The following is a 19,235-nucleotide window of genomic DNA, read 5'->3' on the forward strand; positions in this document are numbered from 1 at the left end:
CTCGCGATCAGGCGGAGGTCGCGGCCTGGGAGGCGTTGTTCCGGATCAGTGCTTCAAACTCGGGACGGAAATGCTTGATCATTGCGCGTACCGGCATCGCGGCAGCGTCACCCAGAGCACAGATCGTGCGGCCCTGGATGTTGTCTGCCACCGAATTGAGCAGGTCCAGGTCGCCCGCGCGGCCCTGGTTGTGCTGGATGCGGTCGATCACGCGCCACATCCAGCCCGTGCCTTCGCGGCAGGGCGTGCATTGCCCGCAGGATTCGTGCGAGTAGAAGTACGACAGGCGCAACAGGCTTTCGACCATGCTGCGGGAATCGTCCATCACGATGACGGCGCCCGAACCCAGCATGGAGCCGGCCTTGGCGATGGAGTCGTAGTCCATCGTGCATTCCATGATGATGGACGCTGGCAGCACCGGGGCAGACGAGCCGCCGGGGATCACGGCCTTGAGCTGGCGACCCTTGCGCACGCCACCGGCGAGCTCGAGCAGCTTGGCAAACGGCGTCCCCAGGGGGACTTCGTAGTTGCCGGGCTTTTCCACGTCGCCTGAGACCGAGAAGATCTTGGTGCCGCCGTTGTTGGGCTTGCCGCATTCAAGGTAGGCAGCCCCGCCATTGCGGATGATCCACGGCACGGCCGCGAAGGTCTCGGTGTTGTTGATGGTGGTGGGCTTGCCGTACAGACCGAAGCTGGCCGGAAATGGTGGCTTGAAGCGCGGTTGGCCCTTCTTGCCTTCCAGCGATTCGAGCAGAGCTGTCTCTTCGCCGCAGATGTACGCACCGAAGCCGTGTGCGGCATGCAGCTGGAAGCTGAAGTTGCTGCCCAGGATCTTGTCGCCCAGGTAGCCCGCCGCGCGTGCTTCTTCGAGGGCTTCCTCGAAACGGTCGTAGGTCTGGAAGATTTCGCCGTGGATGTAGTTATAGCCCACGGAGATGCCCATCGCGTAGGCCGCGATGATCATGCCTTCGATGACGATGTGCGGGTTGAACTGCAGGATGTCGCGGTCCTTACAGGTGCCCGGCTCGCCCTCGTCGGAATTGCACACCAGGTACTTCTGGCCAGGGAACGAGCGGGGCATGAAGCTCCACTTGAGACCCGTGGGAAAGCCCGCGCCACCACGGCCACGCAGGCCGGATTCCTTGACGGTGGCGATCACCTGGTCCTGTGTCAGCGGCTCTCCACCGTCGGTACCCAGGATCTTGCGCAGCGCAGCGTAGCCGCCACGCGCTTCGTAGTCCTTGATGCTCCAGTTCGTGCCATCGAGGCCCGCGACGATCTGCGGATTGATGTGGCGGTCGTGGAAGCAGGTCTGAACGCCGGTGGCCTGGAACTGCGAGAGGATCTGTGCGGCGGTGGTCATGCTTGTCCTTCCGCTGCCTTGAGGCCATCGACGAGCTGATCGAGCTTGTCGTTGTCCATGAAACTGCACATGGTGCGGTCATTGACCAGCATCACGGGTGCGTCGGCGCAAGCGCCCAGGCATTCGCACTGCTGCAGCGTGAACAGGCCGTCGGGCGTGGTCTCGCCCATGGTCACGCCGAGCTTCTTCTCGAGGTGGTGCAACGCTTTCTGGCCGTCGCGCAGCTGGCAAGGCAGGTTGGTGCAGACGTTGAGCTTGTACTTGCCCGTCGGCTGCTGGTTGTACATGTTGTAGAACGTGGTGACTTCGTGCACCGCGATCTGGGCCATGCCCAGGTAGTCGGCGATCACGGCCTCGCTCTCGGCGCTGACCCAGCCCTGCTCCTGCTGAACGATGGACAGGCAAGCCATCACGGCGGACTGCGCCTGCTCAGGCGGGTACTTGGCCACTTCACGCGCAAAGCGCGCCAGCGTGGCGTCGGTGATCTTGGTATTGCTGTTGTTGCTCATCGGTCGATCTCTCCGAACACGATATCCATGGTGCCGATGATGGCTACCGCGTCGGCAATCATGTGACCTCGGGCCATTTCATCCAATGTGGCCAGATGCGCAAAGCCGGGCGCACGAATCTTCAGGCGATAGGGCTTGTTGGCGCCATCGCTCACGAGGTAGATGCCGAACTCGCCCTTGGGGTGCTCGACGGCCGCATAGGCTTCGCCTTCGGGAACGTGAAAGCCTTCGGTGAAGAGCTTGAAGTGGTGGATCAGCTCTTCCATGTTGGACTTCATCGATTCGCGTGCCGGTGCAGCCACCTTGTGGTTGTCGGTGATCACAGGGCCGGGGTTGGCGCGCAGCCAGTCCACGCACTGCTTGATGATGCGGTTAGACTCGCGCATTTCCTGCACGCGCACCAGGTAGCGGTCGTAGCAGTCGCCCGTCTTGCCCACCGGCACGTCGAAGTCCATGCGGTCATAGACGTCGTAGGGCTGGGTCTTGCGAAGATCCCAGGCGATGCCGGAGCCCCGGAGCATGGGCCCCGTCATGCCCAGATTCAGAGCACGCTCAGGCGGCACCACGCCAATACCCACGGTACGCTGCTTCCAGATACGGTTATCGGTAAGCAAGGTTTCGTACTCATCCACACAGCCGGGGAAGCGCTGGGTGAAGTCGTCGATAAAGTCGAGCATCGAACCCTGGCGATTCTGGTTCAACGCCTCCAGCGCCTTGGCGTTCTTGATCTTGCTGACCTTGTACTGCGGCATGCTGTCGGGCAAATCGCGGTACACACCACCAGGCCGGAAATAGGCCGCATGCATGCGCGCGCCAGAGACGGCTTCGTACATGTCGAACAGGTCTTCACGCTCGCGGAAGGTATAGATCAGGATGGTGGAGCTGCCACAGTCATTACCATGCGAACCCAGCCACATCAGGTGGTTCAGCAGGCGCGTGATCTCGGAGAACATCACGCGGATGTACTGCGCGCGCACCGGCACTTCCAGGCCCAGCAGCTTTTCGATGGCCAGGCAATAGGCGTGCTCATTGCACATCATCGACACGTAGTCCAGGCGGTCCATGTAGGGCAGCGACTGGATGTAGGTCTTGTGCTCAGCCAGCTTTTCGGTGGCACGGTGGAGCAGACCGATGTGCGGGTCAGCGCGTTGCACGACCTCGCCATCGAGCTCGAGCACCAGACGCAACACACCGTGCGCCGCAGGGTGCTGCGGACCAAAGTTCAGGGAATAGTTCTTGATTTCAGCCATGATGGATCACATGAGGCGCAAAGCGGCTCAGTGCAGGCCTCCGTACTTGTCTTCGCGGATGATGCGCGGCGTGATCTCACGCGGCTCGATGGACACGGGCTCGTACACCACGCGGCGCTGCTCGGCGTCGTACCGCATTTCGACATGACCGGACAATGGGAAGTCCTTGCGGAAAGGGTGACCGATGAATCCGTAGTCGGTGAGAATGCGGCGCAGGTCGTTATGACCGTCAAACACGATGCCAAACAGGTCGAACGCTTCCCGCTCATACCAGTTGGCAGAATTCCACAACTCGGACACCGAGGAAACCACCGGGAAATCATCATCCTGGCAGAAGACCTTCACACGCACGCGCTGATTCAGGCTGACAGACAACAGATGAGACACCACGCAGTAGCGAGCACCTTCGTGGACTGCATCGCCGTACGCGGAATAGTCCACGCCGCACAAATCGATCAATTGCTCGAAACGGCAACCCTCCGCGTCACGCAACAGAAGCATGGCGTCCAGGTAGTCCGCAGGAGCAACGACCACAGTCACTTCATCGAGGGCTACAGAGATCTGGCGCACCTTGGCACCCAGCGCCGCAGAGATATTGTCCTTGAGCTTTTCAGGCCGAATGGCAACAGCTGTCATCATCAACCCTTCAGACGCGAGCAATGGTATTGGTGCGGCGGATCTTCTGCTGCAGCTGAATGATCCCGTAGATCAGGGCTTCTGCCGTTGGGGGGCAGCCGGGCACGTAGACATCCACAGGCACGATGCGATCACAACCGCGCACCACCGAATAGCTGTAGTGATAGTAACCACCGCCATTGGCACACGAGCCCATCGACAAGACCCAGCGCGGCTCGGACATCTGGTCGTACACCTTACGCAGCGCAGGTGCCATCTTGTTGCACAGCGTGCCCGCCACGATCATCAGATCGGACTGACGGGGGCTGGCACGAAACACTTCCGCACCAAAACGGCCAATGTCATACCGGGCAGCTGCAGCGTGCATCATCTCGACAGCACAGCAGGCCAGACCAAACGTCATCGGCCACAGAGAACCGGTCTTGGCCCAATTCACCACAGAGTCATAGCTCGTGGTGATGAAGCCTTCCTTCATCACGCCTTCAATCATTGCATTGTCCTTGTTGAAGTCCGCTCATTCCCAATCCAGGGCACCCTTTTTCCACTCGTAGGCAAAACCCACGACCAGGATGGCCAGGAAAATCACGACCGCCACAAAACCAGCCACACCCACCTCGTGCAGCGTCACTGCCCAAGGGAAAAGGAATGCGATTTCGAGGTCGAACAGAATGAAGAGAATGGCCACGAGGTAGTAGCGCACATCGAATTTCATGCGCGCATCCTCGAAGGCTTCAAAGCCACATTCGTAGGGGGAGTTCTTTGCGGCATCTGGGCGATTGGGACCCAGTATGTAGCCGAGTACGAGGGGGACAACGCCAACGGCGATGCCGACCAAGATGAACAAAAGGACGGGGAGGTACTGATCGAGGTTCATCTTGAGGATGTGCTCACCGCTGTGGCCTTGCCCGTCAGGACCCAAGCCGGGTCATGCAGGCAGGCCTTTGTTTTGGTGCCGTCGGCGAGACTCGAACTCGCACAGCTTTCGCCACTACCCCCTCAAGATAGCGTGTCTACCAATTTCACCACGACGGCTGATTTTTGCATCTGGATGGCATGAGGAACCTTACGGCTTTTCGCTTTCCAGACAATCCAGAATTCTACTCCGGAAAAACCCTGCTTCGGCCCATCAGGCCGAAATTCAGTTCAATTATTTGGTCGGAATCTGCGCTGCACCGGAGGCAGGAGCAGCAGGCGCCACTGCAGCCTCAGAGGCGGGCGCGCCCGCAGGTACAGCAGCCGCAGGCGTTTCAAGAACGCTGCCCGAACTGACGGGACGCGAGTTACCAAAATAGGCCAACGCGAGCGTCGAAACAAAGAACACAGCAGCCAACACGGCCGTTGTGCGCGACAGGAAATTGGCACTTCCGCTGGCACCGAAGAGACTGCCCGAACTACCGCTGCCAAAGGCCGCCCCCATGTCAGCACCCTTGCCATGCTGGATCAGGATCAGGCCAATCATGGCCAAGGCCGCCAACATCTGCACCGCCAGAATCACATTCACGATCACGTTCATTCTCTGTTCACTCCTGATTGAATTATTTGCTTCGCAGCCGCCTCAACGGGCCGCTGCGATGATTTGTAGAAAGTCGGGCGCCTTCAGCGAGGCACCGCCGACCAGACCGCCGTCGATATCGGGTTGCGCCAGCAGTTGAGCCGCATTAGCGGCGTTCATGCTGCCGCCGTACAGCAACCGGATGCGGTCGGCATGCTCGCTCGCCGCAGCAAGCTGGGTGCGCAGCACCGCATGCACGGCCTGCGCCTGCTCCGGCGACGCCGTGCGCCCCGTGCCGATCGCCCATACAGGCTCATAAGCCACCACGATTTCGCTGATGCAGTGGCCGTTGAGATGAATCACCGCCGCGAGTTGCCGCTTGACCACTGCCTCGGTCAGCCCTGCTTCGCGCTCTTGCAGCGTCTCACCCACACAGACCACGGGGGTTACGCCTGCCGCCAATACGCGCTGAGCCTTCTCAGCCACGACCCCATCCGTCTCGCCATGGTACTGACGACGCTCCGAGTGCCCCACCAAAGCGTACTGCACACCAAAATCCTTCAGCATGCCCACCGACACCTCACCCGTGTAGGCCCCCATCTCGTGCGAAGACACATCTTGCGCCGCCACCGCAATCGCGGTGCCAAGCGTCAGCGCCTGCACCTGTGCGAGGTAAGGCATGGGCACTGCGACGGCCACATCGCAAGCCACATCCGCCACACCTGCAATCAAGGCCTTCAACAAGGCCTCGTTGGCAGCCAGGTTGCCATTCATCTTCCAGTTGCCCGCGATGAGTTTTTTCTTGTTGCTCATGTGATTACCAGGTCAAAACAATCTTGCCGATGTGCTGGTTGGATTCCATCAAAGCGTGCGCTTGGGCAGCGTCGGCAGCAGCAAACGTGCTATGAATGACCGGCCGCACCTTGCCAGCAGCCAACAGGGGCCAGACATGCTCACGCAGTGCCCGTGCAATCGCTCCCTTGAAAGCCACGGGACGCGGACGCAAGGTAGACCCCGTGATGGTGAGCCGCTTGCGCAGCACCAGCCCGGCATTGAAGCCACTTTGCACTCCCCCTTGCACGGCGATGATGACGATACGGCCATCCTCCGCCAGGCACTCCACCTCGCGAGCGACATAGTCACCAGCGACCATATCGAGCACCACGTCAACACCACGCCCTCCGGTGATTCGCTTCGCCTCAGCCGCAAAGTCCTGAGACTTGTAGTTGACGGCATGGTGTGCGCCCAGCGTCAGGCAGGCTGCACACTTGTCATCGCTACCAGCCGTGGCAATCACGGTGGCACCAAAAGCGCGAGCCAGCTGGATGGCTGTCACACCAATGCCACTCGTCCCACCTTGCACCAGCAGTGTCTCACCCGCTTGCAGGCGGGCACGGTCAAAGACATTGCTCCACACCGTGAAGAACGTCTCAGGCAGTGAGGCGGCCTCCACATCACTAAAGCCTTCGGGCACCGGCAGGCACTGCACCACCGGCGCAACACACCATTGCGCGTACCCACCGCCGGCCACCAACGCGCAAACGCGGTCACCGACACGGATACCCGCCTCTGTCATGGCCGACGCATCACCCGACTCGACCACACCCGCGACTTCCAGCCCCGGAAGATCCGAGGTCCCAGGAGGCGGCGCATAGTGACCCAGGCGCTGCAACACGTCCGGTCGGTTGATGCCACTGGCCGTGACGCGGATCAGCAGTTCACCAGCACCCGCCACGGGCACCGGGCGCTCGCCCAGACGCAGCACATCAGGCCCACCAAAAGATGTGATCTCGACAGCATGCATAGCAGGGTTCATCGGGGATGGATAGAGGTGATTTGGACCGCTAGCGCATGATTTATATGCACCAGCAGCTACCAAATCAATAGCAGATCAACAATTTAGCCGTTCACCTGAGCAGGCGCACCATCTGCAGGCAAGGTCTGCTGCTGTTGCTGCTCTGCGGAATGGCGTCCACCATCACGGCCATGGTCGCGGCGTGGCTCGCGATCTCCACGCTCTGCGGGCGCGGGACGGTCGCTACCACCTGCAGGGCGATCGGCCAACACCTTCATGGACAGCTTGACGCGTCCCTTTTCGTCGGTTTCCATGACCTTGACCTTCACGATCTGGCCTTCGGTCAGGTAGTCGGACACCTTCTCGACACGCTCGTGAGCGATCTGGCTGATGTGCAGCAGGCCGTCCTTGCCAGGCAGCAGGTTGATCAGCGCGCCAAAATCGAGGATCTTGGTCACAGGGCCTTCGTAGATCTTGCCGATCTCGACTTCCGCGGTGATCTGCTCGATACGCTTCTTGGCTTCGTCAGCCTTGGCAGCGTCGGTGGCCGCGATGGTGATGGTGCCGTCTTCCTCGATGTTGATCTGGCAGCCGGTTTCTTCGGTCAGCGCACGGATGACAGCGCCGCCCTTGCCGATCACGTCACGGATCTTCTCGGGGTTGATCTTCATGGTGTACAGCTTGGGAGCGAAGTTCGACACTTCGGTCTTGGCCTCACCCATGGCCTCTTGCATCTTGCCCAGGATGTGCATGCGCGCTTCCTTGGCCTGGGCCAGTGCCACCTGCATGATTTCCTTGGTGATGCCCTGGATCTTGATGTCCATCTGCAGGGCCGTGATACCGCCCGTGGTACCTGCCACCTTGAAGTCCATGTCACCCAGGTGATCTTCGTCACCCAGAATGTCGGTCAGCACGGCAAAGCGGCTGGCGTCCTTGATCAGGCCCATCGCAATACCCGCCACATGCGCCTTCATGGGCACGCCAGCGTCCATCAGCGACAGGCAGCCGCCGCACACCGAAGCCATCGACGAAGAACCGTTGGACTCGGTGATTTCCGACACCACACGCATGGTGTAGGGGAACTCTTCCTTGGTTGGCAGTACAGCAACCAGCGCGCGCTTGGCAAGGCGACCGTGGCCGATTTCGCGGCGCTTGGTCGAGCCCATGCGGCCCACTTCGCCGGTGGCAAAGGGAGGCATGTTGTAGTGCATCATGAAGCGGTCTTCGTACTCGCCAGCCAGCGCATCAATGCGCTGCGCATCGCGCTCGGTACCCAGCGTGGTCACGACCAGCGCCTGGGTTTCGCCGCGCGTGAACAGGGCCGAGCCGTGGGCGCGGGGCAGCACGCTGCTGCGGATCTCGATGGGGCGCACGGTGCGTGTGTCGCGACCATCAATGCGGGGCTCGCCGGCGAGAATCTGGCTGCGCACGATACCGGCTTCGATATCGAACAGCATGCCTTCGACCTTGACGGAGTCGAATTCCACGCCGTCGGCCTTGAGGCCAGCCATCACAGCGGCATAGGCCTCACGGCACGCTTGGGTGCGGGCTTGCTTGTTGCGGATTTGGTAGGCAGCGCGCAGCTTGTCATCGGCCAGAGCCACCACCTTGGCGATCAGGGCTTCATCCTTGGCAGGTGCTTCCCATTGCCACACAGGCTTGCCTGCATCGCGCACCAGTTCGTGAATGGCGTTGATGGCCACGTTGCCTTGCTCATGGCCGAACACCACGGCGCCGAGCATGATTTCTTCGGACAGCTGCTGGGCTTCGGATTCAACCATCAGCACAGCGGCCTCGGTCCCCGCCACCACCAGATCCATCTGCGAGCTCTTGCGCGCAGTCTGGCCGGGGTTGAGCACGTATTCGCCGTTGATGTAACCCACGCGGGCGGCACCAATGGGGCCGTTGAACGGAATGCCAGAGACGGCCAGGGCTGCGCTGGTAGCGATCAGGGCCGCGATGTCAGCGTCCACTTCAGGATTCAGCGACACCGTGTGGATCACCACATGCACTTCGTTGAAGAAACCTTCGGGGAACAGCGGGCGGATCGGGCGGTCGATCAGGCGGCTGGTCAGGGTTTCGTGCTCGCTGGGCTTGGCTTCGCGCTTGAAGAAGCTACCAGGGATCTTGCCGGCAGCGTACGTCTTCTCGATGTAGTCCACCGTCAGGGGGAAGAAGTCCTGACCGGGCTTGGCGGACTTGGAAGCCACCACGGTGGCCAGCACCACGGTGTCGTCAATGTTCACCAGCACGGCGCCGGAGGCCTGGCGGGCGATCTCGCCCGTTTCCATGATGACGGTCTTGTCACCCCATTGGAAGGTCTTGGTGACTTTGTTGAAAATGCTCATGTTCAGCTCCTGATTTAATAGCTGGTAGTGCCCTACCAGATTGTCTTGGAGAGCAATTCAGAACACGATGCCATTCCAGGGAAGCGCTGCGCCGTACAGTAGCAACAACTTCATTGGAATGACACAGCTTCGCTCTGTTTTGCGGCTCCGAAGTAAAAAACGCCTGAGCTAGCGGACTAACCCAGGCGTTTTGGCATGCAATGAAGATTACTTGCGCAGACCCAACTTGGCGATCAGCGCGGTGTAACGGTCAGCGTCCTTGGCCTTGAGGTAGTCCAGCAGCTTGCGACGACGGCTCACCATGCGCAGCAGGCCACGGCGACCGTGGTGGTCCTTGGCATGCGTCTTGAAGTGGGGAGTCAGTTCGTTGATGCGAGCGGTCAACAGGGCCACTTGCACTTCTGGGCTACCAGTATCGTTGGCAGCACGGGCGTTCGCCTTGACGACTTCGGCCTTGATGGAGGATGCGATCATGTTTTTTCCTTGGATGTGGCCTGCCGCAGGCGGAAGGCCATGGTTTTACTTGCGCCAGCAGCTGGAACGGCCGCAGGCGTGCGTCTTGCACCATGCAAAACCTGCGGATTATAACCCGAGCGCTCAAAACCACGGATGGCGCGGCCGGCGCCCTGTCTGCGCGCCCGCAGGCCGTCGCGGGTTTCCCACAGCTGCAGTGTGTGCGACGAGCATGGACCCCCAGGCAGCCACGGGGCGCCTTAAGATGGCGCGGCACCCCAGTTTCAGGCCACGCAATATTCCAGAAAACTCGCCATGCCATTTCCACCACGTCAACAGTTCACCCGCTCATCCGCGCGTCGCACGGGGACGGCACCACTGCTCTTGCTGGTTTTGACGTTATGCCTGGCGCCGCTACCCGGGGTGGGCCATGCCACCACCAAGGACTCGACCAGGAGCGCCCACGGCGAAGTCAGCAAAAAGAAGAAATCCACCAAAGTGAAACAAGGACGCAGCCCCTCAGAAGAAAGCCGTTCCGAGCGTGATCGCCGGCTTTACCGGGAGTGCAAGGGCCGCGCCAACGCGGGCGCTTGTCTGGGTTATACGCAAAAGCCGTGAGCTAACGCACCGCCGCTCAGCCCGCGCGTCGTGACGACCGGGTCCCACCCTCGGCTTTCGCGCAGAGGCTGTGCGATGCGACGACGGCCCCTTGGTTCAGGCATTTGTGACAGTGATTCCCCAGCGCGCCAGCGCCGCGTCGTCGCTCACACGCGCATCGACCCAACGGGCGCCCTGGGCTGTTTCCTCTTTTTTCCAGAATGGCGCCTGGGTCTTGAGGTAATCCATCAAAAACTCGCAGGCCTGAAAACTCTGGCCCCGATGGGCACTGGTCACCGCCACCAGCACGATCTGGTCCAGAGGCTGCAGCAGCCCCACACGATGGATCACGCGGGCGCCAAAAATATCGAAGCGCCGAAAGGCCTCGTCCACCATGGCTTCGATGGATTTTTCGGTCATACCGGGGTAGTGCTCCAGCTCCATGGAGGACACCTGGTCGCCATCATTGCGATCACGCACGGTACCCACAAAGCTGCAGACGGCGCCCACTCCCTTGTTCTCGCGGCGCAGGGCTGCGATCTCAGCGGAGAGGTCAAAGTCTTCGGTCTGGATGGAAACGCGGGGCAAAGTCATGGCAAAAAACTCTCAGCGGGGCATGTGAACGTCGGGCACGAAGGCGCATCAGGGCGAGCGGTGCAGCCGTGGGGCGGCCAACAGGGCGCGCTCTTCTTCCACCACCTTGTTCAACTGCGCCAGGGCGGGCGATGAGGGCAGTTGGGACAAAAGGGTCTGCAGGCGCGTGATGTCACCTACGGTGGGCGCCACCTTGATCTGTGCAATGGCGGCAGGAAGGTTGCCGCCACGGACCAGCGCCAGCACCTTGGCGGGCCATTCACTTTTGTTGCGTGCCATAGATCGGTAAAAAGGTTTGTCTGTACGATTCGCCCGCACTGTACCCGCATGCGATCCTGTCCGCGATCTTCCAAGCCCTCAAAGCCCATGGCCACACAAACGATTCAGACCGATCTCTACAAGCTCTACCCGTCCCCACGCAATATGGTCCGTGACGTGTTCGAGCACCAGGTGTTCGTGCCTCACCCCTACGCCATCATCGACCTGGATGTGATGGAGCTGGCAGGAAAAACCACCTTGTTTGGCGCGTGCCGCCTGTCGGACATGAAAATGGGTCAGGTCGTGACCTTCGAGCTGGCCTCGGACCAGACCAAGTTCGAGCGGCTATTCACGCCGGACTGAGACCTCCATGTACGACGACAACCAGATTCATGTGCCGCCATCCTTCATGGCGGTATACACCGACGCACGGGGGCGCCTGACCGAAAAGGCAGACGGCGTGCGCACCCGCTACGAGCTGTGCGAGGACTTGGCCGGCCACTTGGTGGAGCAGGCGCAGACGCTCTACCACGTGCAGGCTCCTTCCGAAGCCGAAATCCTGCGGCGCATCCACGCCGGCCTGTGCACCGCCGAATCGGGCGTCCCAGTGGCGGAGGCCACCTGGATCACCATCCGACTGGCCGAGCTGCTGAACTGGCCGTGTCCTGAGCTGGTAGCGCCAGAAGTCAGGCCGGCCAGCTGAACGCACGCTTCGCTATACTCCGCCGATGACCACGCGCAGCCTCTTTGCCATGACCACCGCACCCGCGTTGGCATTGCAGTGCGTGGTCAAAGCCAAAAAACCCCAGCTCATCTGACCGGAGCTGTGTGGTTCCGTCCCGGATGAGCGACGGAACCCTTGGCAAAAACTCTCCTTTTTTGAATCTTGGCACTCCGCGCGCGCACCTGAGACGGTTCTTCCATCGGTCGAACCTTCCAAGGATTTTTCGCATGCCTGCAGCCTCTGCTTCCCTCGCCCCATTTCAGGGTCTCTGGATTCCCCTGGTCACCCCGTTCAAGGACGGCGCCGTGGACCACCCTGCCCTTGCGGCCTTGACCACCACATTGGCCCGACAAGGTGTCTCAGGCTTCGTGGCCTGTGGCTCCACCGGCGAAGCCGCTGCGCTCGATGAGGCCGAGCAACTGGCCGTGCTGGACACCGTGCTCGGCGCGGCGCAGGGCCTGCCGGTGGTGATGGGGCTGTCGGGCTACCACATGGGCCACACGGCGGAATGGGTGACGGCTCTGGCGCAGCACCCGCTGGCCGGGCTGCTCGTGCCCCCACCGCACTACATCCGCCCATCACAGCAGGGCTTGCTGCACTGGTTCCGCACGCTGGCCGATGCCAGCGCCGTGCCATTGATCGTTTATGACATTCCCTACCGCACCGGCGCCACGCTGACCACCGACACCCTGCTGGCCCTGGCCGAGCACCCGCGCATCCGCGCCATCAAGGACTGTGGAGGTGACACAGCCAAGACGCAGGCGTTGATTGCTGACGGGCGCCTGGCCGTGCTGGCGGGCGAGGATGCGCAAATGTTCAGCACCCTGGCATGGGGCGGCCACGGCGCCATTGCCGCTAGCGCGCATTGGCACGCGCCGCATTTTGTGGAACTGGTGGATCTGCTGCGTGTGGGCAACCTGCCCGAGGCCCGCCGCGTGTGGCAAACCTTGCGACCGTGGGTGGAGGCCTGCTTTGCCGAACCCAACCCCGCGCCGCTCAAGGCCGCACTGGCACACGCGGGCTGGATGCGCAATGAACTGCGCGCACCGATGGTGGCTGCCTCGTCCGCCCTGACGCAGCGCCTGCAAACCCTGCCGGGGCTCAGCCCCCGGTAACCGGGGGGAAGAAAGCCACCTCGGCCCCATCGGCCAGGGTGGCGGTTTCCTCGCTCAAGGTCTGGTTGAGCGCCATGCGCACGGCACGGCCCCGCGCCAGGCTGCTGGCATGGGCACCACCGCGTGCGATGAGTTCGTCGCGCAGTGCGCCCAGCGTGGTGGCAGAGGTCTCGACCGCCTCGCTGCCTTGCCCAATGGCCTCGCGGATCGAGGCAAAGTAGCGCACAGATATCTTCATGCCTGTCATGCCAGCAACTCCGAAAACGCAATGAAACGCACCGTATCGCCGGGCGCAATCGTCTGCCCCGCCGGGTTGTCCACCACGCCGTCGCCCCAGGCGGCCGATGTGAGCACGCCCGAGCTCTGGTTATGGAACAGGTCCAGCCCGCCCGCCGCGTTGTGCCGCACGCGCAGAAACTCGCGGCGTTTGTCGGCCTTGGGCCAGGTGAAATCTGCACGTGCAGCCGTGGATTGAGGAGCCACCTCGGTAACGCCCTGCAGCCGCAGCACAAACGGTCGCACCAACAAGGCAAAGGTCAGAAAGCTCGACACCGGGTTGCCAGGCAGGCCCATGAAGTGGGCGGCGCCGACTTCACGCGGGATCTGGCCGTAGGCAAACGGCTTGCCGGGTTTCATCGCAATCTGCCAGAGGTCGAGCCGCCCCAGCGATTCCACCGCGGGCTTGATGTGGTCTTCCTCTCCCACGCTCACCCCGCCGCTGGTCAGGATCAGGTCATGCTCCGCGCTGGCCGCGCACAAGGCCTCGATGGTGGCCTCGCGCCGGTCGGGCACGATGCCAAAGTCCGTCACCTCGCAGCCCAGGCGCAGCAGCATGGCGCGCAGGAAGAAGCGGTTGCTGTTGTAGATGGCCCCGGGGCGCATCTGCTCGGGGGGCACCTCGCCAGGCATGACCAGTTCATCACCAGTGGAGAACAGCGCCACGCGCGGGCGGCGCGCCACCTGCAGCTGGTGTTGGCCGATGCTGGCCGCCAGGCCCAGCTCGGCGGGGGTGAGTCGCGTGCCAGCGGACAGCACCACCGCTCCTCGGGTGATGTCCTCACCCGCGCTACGGACCCACTGGCCTGCTTGGGGCACGGCGTTGATGCGTACCGAGCCCAGGCCATCTTCGGCCGCAGGGGCGGCAAGCGCTTCGCAGTCTTCCTGCATCAGGATCGCATCGGCGCCTGCAGGCACCGGCGCGCCGGTGAAGATACGCGCCGCCGTGCCTGGCAACAGCGGGTCGCCTGCGCTGCCCGCAGCAATACGCTGCGACACCGGCAGCACCACGCCCGCCGCCGTCACATCGGCGCAACGCACGGCGTAGCCGTCCATGGAGCTGTTGTCCTGCGGTGGCACCTGCAGCGCCGACACGCAGCTTTGTGCCAGCACGCGACCGTCGGCGTCAAAAGTCGTGACGGTGTCCAGGCCTTGCAGCGGCGCAGCCTGCAGCAGCAGGTCTCGCAGCGCTTCGTCCAGCGGCTTCAGGGGCTTCATTGCGGGGCGCATGGCAGCAACCCTCCGTGCAGTTCCCAGTTGTATTCAAAGCGGTGCTCGTACTGGAGGAGCCAGTCCACCACCTGGTCGGGCGCATTCAGGTCCAGTACGGGCCGTTGCGTGGGCACCGGCAGGCTGTCGGGCGCGTCGGTGGCCACGGCCACCACAAAGTCGTCTTCGGGATAGCGCACGGCCTTGGCCAGCTGGCCCGGCTCGGGCGCTCGCCAGACTTCGATCTTGAGCAGATCGCTGTCCTTGAAGCCCTCCACCAGCACCCAGTCCACGCCCTGGTACAGCTCGGCCAGCAGATGGTGCACGCTGAGGGTGGCGGGCTGTTCGAACTCGCGCACCAGCATCAGGCGCTTGTCCGATGCGGCAACCACCTCGAAAGCCCCTGCCTCGCGGTGACGGTACGTGTCCTTGCCCGGGTGGTCCACATCAAAACTGTGGTGCGCGTGCTTGACCACCGATACCCGCAGGCCCCGCAGCCGCAGCGCCGGGATCAACTGCTCGACCAGCGTGGTCTTGCCACTGCCGGAGAACCCCGCAAAACCGACAACCTTCATCCACCGCTCCTTGATTAGCTATGCTATTTATAGCTTTCAGCGCATATCAGACTAGCGCTTGGGGCAATTTTGATCACAAATCCGCGCCACCCAGGCCCACGAAGTGCCTGCAGGCACTTCGCGTCGGCCTGGACCCTGGCAGAGCCCTCCACCTGCGCCGGTTCAGGCGCAATGGCGCTCGATGTAGGCCTTGACCAGCTCCACGTCAGCGGGCATCACCTGAACCCGCTTGGGCAGGTCTTCGATGCCCGCGAACTTGGCGGGCCGCTCGGGCGCATGGCCCAGGGCCTCGACGATGGTTTCGGCGAACTTGATAGGCAGTGCGGTCTCCAGCACGATCATGGGCACCTTGGCGTCGCTGTGGTGCTCACGGGCCACCTTCACGCCGTCGGCGGTGTGGGTGTCGATGGTGACACCATGGCGCTCATAGGTGTCCTTGATGGTGGCCAGGCGGTCGGCATGCGTGCTCTTGCCACTTTCAAAGCCGTATTTCTTGGCGGCATCGGCAAACAGCGGGTCGGCGCTCAGGTCGAACCGGCCGTAGGTTTGCAGCGCGGCGCTGAACAGGGCCTTGGTGCGCTGGCCGTTGCGGCCCAGCAGATCAAAAATGAAGCGCTCGAAGTTGCTGGCCTTGCTGATGTCCATCGAGGGGCTCGATGTTTCGTGCGTGTCGGCCGCAGCGCGCACGCGGTACACGCCGGTGCGGAAGAACTCGTCGAGCACGTCGTTCTCGTTGGTGGCCACCACCAGCTTGGCAATCGGCAGGCCCATCATGCGCGCCACATGGCCTGCGCACACGTTGCCGAAGTTGCCCGAGGGCACCGTGAAGCTGACCTTCTGGCTATTGCTCTCGGTGGCCTGGATGTAGCCTGCGAAGTAGTACACCACCTGCGCCAAAAGGCGCGCCCAGTTGATCGAGTTGACCGTGCCGATCTTGTACTTGTGCTTGAAGGCATGGTCGTTGGAGACAGCCTTGACGATGTCCTGGCAGTCGTCGAACACGCCTTCAATGGCGATGTTGTGGATGTTCTCGTCCTGCAGGCTGAACATCTGCGCCTGCTGGAAGGCGCTCATGCGGCCGTGCGGGCTGGTCATGAAAACACGCACGCCCTCTTTGCCGCGCATGGCGTATTCGGCGGCGCTGCCGGTGTCGCCACTGGTAGCACCCAGAATGTTGAGCTGCTCGCCACGGCGCTTGAGTTCGTACTCAAACAAATTGCCCAACAGCTGCATCGCCATGTCCTTGAAGGCCAGCGTGGGGCCGTTGGACAGGGCTTCGAGCCACAGGCCATCTTCGAGGTGGCGCAGGGGCACGATCTCGCCCGTGCCAAAGACTTCCGCGGTGTAGGTCTTGGCGCAGATGGCCTTCAGATCCGCAGCGGGGATGTCGTCGATGTACAGCGACAGGATCTGGAACGCCAGCTCCGCGTAGCCCTGCTCATGGTAGGCCTTGCGCAGGCGCGTGAGCATGGTGCCGTTGACCTTGGGGTATTGCTCGGGCAGGTACAGGCCGCCATCGGGCGCCAGGCCTTCGAGCAGGATGTCGCAGAAATGCTTGCGGTCGGCATGGCCGCGCGTGGAGATGTACAGCATCAGTTCAGTTCCTCCTTGCGGATGCGCGTGATGGGCGCCAGCACGGTGGGCAGGGCCTGCATCTGGGCAATGACGGCATCCATGATGCCTTCGCGGGTGTCGTGGGTCAGGATGATGAGGTCGGTTTGCGTCGATCCTTCGCCACCCACTTCGTCGGCTTCGCGCTGCAGCACCGCGTCAATGCTCACACCCGCCTCGGCCAGCAGGCCCGTGACCTTGGCCAGCACACCGGCCTGGTCGGCCACGCGCAGGCGCAGGTAGTAGCTGGTGACCACTTCGCTCATCGGCAGCAGTGGCAGCGTGCCCATGGCGTCCGCCAGGGTGTTCGCCTGGAAGGCCAGGTGAGGCACGCGGTGCTCAGGGTCGGCCGTGTGCAGGCGGGCAATGTCCACCAGGTCGGCGATCACGGCGCTGGCCGTGGGCTCACTGCCCGCACCCTTACCGTAATACAGCGTGCTGCCCACGGCATCGCCCTGCACTACCACGGCGTTCATCGCCCCTTCGACGTTGGCGATCAGGCGCTTGGAGGGCACCAGGCTCGGGTGCACGCGCAGCTCGATGCCCTTGTCCGCGCGCTTGGTGATGCCCAAGAGCTTGATGCGGTAGCCCAGTTGCTCGGCGTACTTGATGTCGGCCGCGCCGAGCTTGGTGATGCCCTCGACGTAGGCCTTGTCGAACTGCACCGGAATGCCGAAGGCAATGGCACTCATCAGCGTGACCTTGTGCGCAGCGTCCACGCCTTCGATGTCGAAGGTGGGGTCGGCCTCGGCATAACCCAGTCGCTGGGCTTCCTTGAGCACCACGTCAAAGTCCAGGCCCTTGTCACGCATCTCGCTCAAGATGAAGTTGGTGGTGCCGTTGATGATGCCGGCGATCCACTGGATGCGGTTGGCGGTGAGGCCTTCGCGCAGCGCCTTGATGATGGGGATGCCACCGGCCACAGCCGCTTCGAAAGCCACCATCACGCCCTTGGCCGATGCGGCCGCGAAGATCTCGGTGCCGTGCACAGCCAGCAGCGCCTTGTTGGCGGTGACCACATGCTTGCCTGCGGCAATCGCCTCCAGCACCAGCGCGCGCGCAATGCCGTAGCCACCGATGAGCTCGATGACGATGTCGATGTCGGGGTTGGCAATGACGGCGCGGGCGTCGTTGACGACCTGGACGCCGTCACCCACCACGGCCTTGGCGCGCTCCACGTCCAGGTCGGCCACCATGGTGATCTCGATGCCACGGCCAGCGCGGCGGCTGATCTCGTCCTGGTTGCGCTGCAGCACGTTGAACACGCCGCTACCGACGGTGCCGATGCCCAGAAGGCCTACTTGGATGGGTTTCATAGCAATAGAAAGAGAAACAAAAACAATGAATCAGAGAGGACGAAGGAGGCGCGGTGTTTTGTCAGGACTCCATCAGCGCGTGACGTAGGTCGGTAACTGCCAGGCGCCGCCCGCAAAGCCTCGGCACATGCCGTCGCCCGCCTCGCTGCTGAGCACAAAGCCCCGACCGTCGAATTGCCACTCACGCACCCACCAGCAGTCACCTATTCCGCGGCCCTTCATGGCGGAGTGCACAGAGCCCGATGCAGGATCAAAATCGCCATCCACATCCTGCAAGGCCTCCGGCTTGTAGGGGGGACGGTCATTGGCTACCCACAGCAGGCTGCTGAAGTTGTAGGCCCCCATGCCGCACGGCACGGACAGCAACACCTTGCGCTCGGTCAGACGATAGACCTGCACATTGGCGGGGTTGAACGCATCGTCGCCGTTGCACTGCCCTTCCGTGCTCGCACGGTCCAACGCTGCCAGTAGCGGCTTGGCCAGCGCCGAATCCCCCTTGCGCGCAGGCAGCGGGGTCAACGCCTTGATCACGGGAGCTGGCAAAGGGGGCAGCACGGAAGCCTCTGGCTTCGTGCCCTTGCGCACCAGGGCGCCCGGTGTGCCCACCCGGCCCTGGGCCTCGTCCATCTTGAGCAGAGCAGCGGTGACACCCGCCAGTGACAGCACCCAGCGGTCCTTGCCAGCAGCCACCGTGGCCTCTTCGTTCTTGAGCATCTCTTGCAGCAGGCGGGGCACTTGCGCTGCAGGCGCGCTGGGTGTGTCGCCCTTGAGCCCCGGCAACGAGAGCGCGCCCACCTTGAGGTGCAGCGACGCCGGGGAGGCTTTCTCGGTGGACACCTGCAGGTCTACCAGCACCGGCGTATCAGGCCCGGCCTCGCGGGTCAGGCGCATGGAGACCGGCTCTGATTCGCCACCCTCCGACTGGTAGCCCACGGCCCGGCAAGTGCGGGTGTTGTCGCATTGCAAGGCCCAGTCCTTGTGCTGGAAGCTCACGGGCTCCTTGCCCTTGTCGGCGGCCTGCGCAGAGCCGTGAAACCCCGCCACCGCAAGCACACAGGCAACAGCAAGCCGAGCCAGGTCAAAAGCGGGGAGGCAACGCATGGAACTGATCGCC

At 62.6% G+C, this 19,235-nt stretch carries 23 protein-coding genes and 1 tRNA gene; 4 read left to right on the forward strand and 20 right to left on the reverse strand.

Annotation, left to right across the window (positions count from 1 at the left end; all coding sequences use genetic code 11):
• Positions 1-7 precede the first annotated feature (7 nt).
• From nuoF to rpsO, 12 genes are all read right to left on the reverse strand, one after another.
• The gene (nuoF, locus tag ASD94_RS18505) at positions 8-1,363 is read right to left on the reverse strand and encodes an NADH-quinone oxidoreductase subunit NuoF (protein WP_056646061.1); all 1,356 of its coding nucleotides are present in this window, start codon (positions 1,361-1,363) and stop codon (positions 8-10) included.
• Positions 1,360-1,872: an NADH-quinone oxidoreductase subunit NuoE gene (gene nuoE / locus ASD94_RS18510; protein WP_056646063.1), complete on the reverse strand. Its 513-nt coding sequence runs from the start codon at positions 1,870-1,872 to the stop codon at positions 1,360-1,362. The genes nuoF and nuoE overlap by 4 nt, the downstream gene beginning before the upstream one ends.
• Positions 1,869-3,122, reverse strand: coding sequence for an NADH-quinone oxidoreductase subunit D (locus tag ASD94_RS18515; protein ID WP_056646066.1), 1,254 nt, complete (start codon positions 3,120-3,122; stop codon positions 1,869-1,871). Before ASD94_RS18515 ends, nuoE begins: the two co-directional genes overlap by 4 nt.
• A gap of 27 nt (positions 3,123-3,149) precedes the next feature.
• Positions 3,150-3,758: an NADH-quinone oxidoreductase subunit C gene (locus tag ASD94_RS18520; protein WP_056646593.1), complete on the reverse strand. Its 609-nt coding sequence runs from the start codon at positions 3,756-3,758 to the stop codon at positions 3,150-3,152.
• 10 nt (positions 3,759-3,768) lie between these two features.
• Positions 3,769-4,248 (reverse strand): NADH-quinone oxidoreductase subunit B family protein, encoded by a 480-nt coding sequence (locus ASD94_RS18525; RefSeq protein ID WP_007849129.1) that lies wholly within the window; start codon positions 4,246-4,248, stop codon positions 3,769-3,771.
• A 24-nt stretch (positions 4,249-4,272) separates the two neighbouring features.
• Positions 4,273-4,632, reverse strand: a complete 360-nt coding sequence (locus ASD94_RS18530) for an NADH-quinone oxidoreductase subunit A (protein WP_056061547.1) — start codon at positions 4,630-4,632, stop codon at positions 4,273-4,275.
• 73 nt (positions 4,633-4,705) lie between these two features.
• Positions 4,706-4,790: transfer RNA gene (locus tag ASD94_RS18535), tRNA-Leu, on the reverse strand.
• Between the two features lie 115 nt (positions 4,791-4,905).
• Positions 4,906-5,271 carry a preprotein translocase subunit SecG gene (secG, locus tag ASD94_RS18540; protein WP_056646069.1) on the reverse strand — a complete coding sequence of 122 codons (366 nt, stop codon included), beginning with the start codon at positions 5,269-5,271 and terminating at the stop codon, positions 4,906-4,908.
• A gap of 42 nt (positions 5,272-5,313) precedes the next feature.
• Positions 5,314-6,063 carry a triose-phosphate isomerase gene (gene tpiA / locus ASD94_RS18545; RefSeq protein WP_056646072.1) on the reverse strand — a complete coding sequence of 250 codons (750 nt, stop codon included), beginning with the start codon at positions 6,061-6,063 and terminating at the stop codon, positions 5,314-5,316.
• Positions 6,064-6,067: 4 nt separating this feature from the next.
• Positions 6,068-7,054 (reverse strand): NAD(P)H-quinone oxidoreductase, encoded by a 987-nt coding sequence (locus ASD94_RS18550; protein WP_056646075.1) that lies wholly within the window; start codon positions 7,052-7,054, stop codon positions 6,068-6,070.
• Positions 7,055-7,149: 95 nt separating this feature from the next.
• Positions 7,150-9,393, reverse strand: coding sequence for a polyribonucleotide nucleotidyltransferase (gene pnp / locus ASD94_RS18555; protein WP_056646078.1), 2,244 nt, complete (start codon positions 9,391-9,393; stop codon positions 7,150-7,152).
• 207 nt (positions 9,394-9,600) lie between these two features.
• Positions 9,601-9,867, reverse strand: a complete 267-nt coding sequence (rpsO, locus tag ASD94_RS18560) for a 30S ribosomal protein S15 (RefSeq protein WP_005793232.1) — start codon at positions 9,865-9,867, stop codon at positions 9,601-9,603.
• Positions 9,868-10,161: 294 nt separating this feature from the next.
• Between rpsO and ASD94_RS23380 the strand changes: the two genes are divergently transcribed.
• Positions 10,162-10,464: a hypothetical protein gene (locus ASD94_RS23380; protein ID WP_235510708.1), complete on the forward strand. Its 303-nt coding sequence runs from the start codon at positions 10,162-10,164 to the stop codon at positions 10,462-10,464.
• Positions 10,465-10,560: 96 nt separating this feature from the next.
• Here ASD94_RS23380 and ASD94_RS18565 read toward each other — a convergent pair whose 3' ends face one another.
• Positions 10,561-11,037, reverse strand: coding sequence for a molybdenum cofactor biosynthesis protein MoaE (locus ASD94_RS18565; protein WP_056646081.1), 477 nt, complete (start codon positions 11,035-11,037; stop codon positions 10,561-10,563).
• 48 nt (positions 11,038-11,085) lie between these two features.
• Positions 11,086-11,316 carry a hypothetical protein gene (locus ASD94_RS18570; RefSeq protein ID WP_056646083.1) on the reverse strand — a complete coding sequence of 77 codons (231 nt, stop codon included), beginning with the start codon at positions 11,314-11,316 and terminating at the stop codon, positions 11,086-11,088.
• Between the two features lie 87 nt (positions 11,317-11,403).
• On the opposite strand from ASD94_RS18570, the gene ASD94_RS18575 reads away from it, so the two are divergent.
• From ASD94_RS18575 to dapA, 3 genes are all read left to right on the forward strand, one after another.
• Complete coding sequence (locus ASD94_RS18575; RefSeq protein WP_056646086.1) at positions 11,404-11,658, forward strand: hypothetical protein; 255 nt, start codon at positions 11,404-11,406, stop codon at positions 11,656-11,658.
• A 7-nt stretch (positions 11,659-11,665) separates the two neighbouring features.
• Positions 11,666-11,998: a hypothetical protein gene (locus ASD94_RS18580; protein ID WP_056646089.1), complete on the forward strand. Its 333-nt coding sequence runs from the start codon at positions 11,666-11,668 to the stop codon at positions 11,996-11,998.
• A gap of 248 nt (positions 11,999-12,246) precedes the next feature.
• Positions 12,247-13,134, forward strand: a complete 888-nt coding sequence (gene dapA / locus ASD94_RS18585) for a 4-hydroxy-tetrahydrodipicolinate synthase (protein ID WP_056646091.1) — start codon at positions 12,247-12,249, stop codon at positions 13,132-13,134.
• Here the strand turns inward: dapA and moaD are convergent.
• The 6 genes from moaD to ASD94_RS18615 all read right to left on the reverse strand — a co-directional run bounded on the left by moaD (position 13,121) and on the right by ASD94_RS18615 (position 19,222).
• Positions 13,121-13,372 (reverse strand): molybdopterin converting factor subunit 1, encoded by a 252-nt coding sequence (gene moaD, locus ASD94_RS18590; RefSeq protein ID WP_056646094.1) that lies wholly within the window; start codon positions 13,370-13,372, stop codon positions 13,121-13,123. The two genes, dapA and moaD, sit on opposite strands and share 14 nt — an antisense overlap.
• Before the next feature lie 5 nt (positions 13,373-13,377).
• Positions 13,378-14,640 carry a gephyrin-like molybdotransferase Glp gene (gene glp / locus ASD94_RS18595; RefSeq protein ID WP_056646097.1) on the reverse strand — a complete coding sequence of 421 codons (1,263 nt, stop codon included), beginning with the start codon at positions 14,638-14,640 and terminating at the stop codon, positions 13,378-13,380.
• Positions 14,625-15,194, reverse strand: a complete 570-nt coding sequence (gene mobB, locus ASD94_RS18600) for a molybdopterin-guanine dinucleotide biosynthesis protein B (protein ID WP_056646100.1) — start codon at positions 15,192-15,194, stop codon at positions 14,625-14,627. Before mobB ends, glp begins: the two co-directional genes overlap by 16 nt.
• A 162-nt stretch (positions 15,195-15,356) precedes the next feature.
• On the reverse strand, positions 15,357-16,787 hold the full coding sequence (gene thrC / locus ASD94_RS18605) for a threonine synthase (protein ID WP_056646103.1): 1,431 nt from the start codon (positions 16,785-16,787) through the stop codon (positions 15,357-15,359).
• Complete coding sequence (locus ASD94_RS18610) at positions 16,787-18,121, reverse strand: homoserine dehydrogenase (RefSeq protein ID WP_056646106.1); 1,335 nt, start codon at positions 18,119-18,121, stop codon at positions 16,787-16,789. The genes thrC and ASD94_RS18610 overlap by 1 nt, the downstream gene beginning before the upstream one ends.
• A 72-nt stretch (positions 18,122-18,193) precedes the next feature.
• Entirely contained in the window at positions 18,194-19,222 is a 1,029-nt protein-coding gene (locus ASD94_RS18615) for a DUF1176 domain-containing protein (RefSeq protein WP_056646109.1), read from the reverse strand.
• Positions 19,223-19,235: the final 13 nt, after the last annotated feature.

This window comes from Acidovorax sp. Root70 (genome assembly GCF_001428225.1).
In the GTDB taxonomy this organism is placed as follows: Bacteria; Pseudomonadota; Gammaproteobacteria; order Burkholderiales; family Burkholderiaceae_C; genus Acidovorax.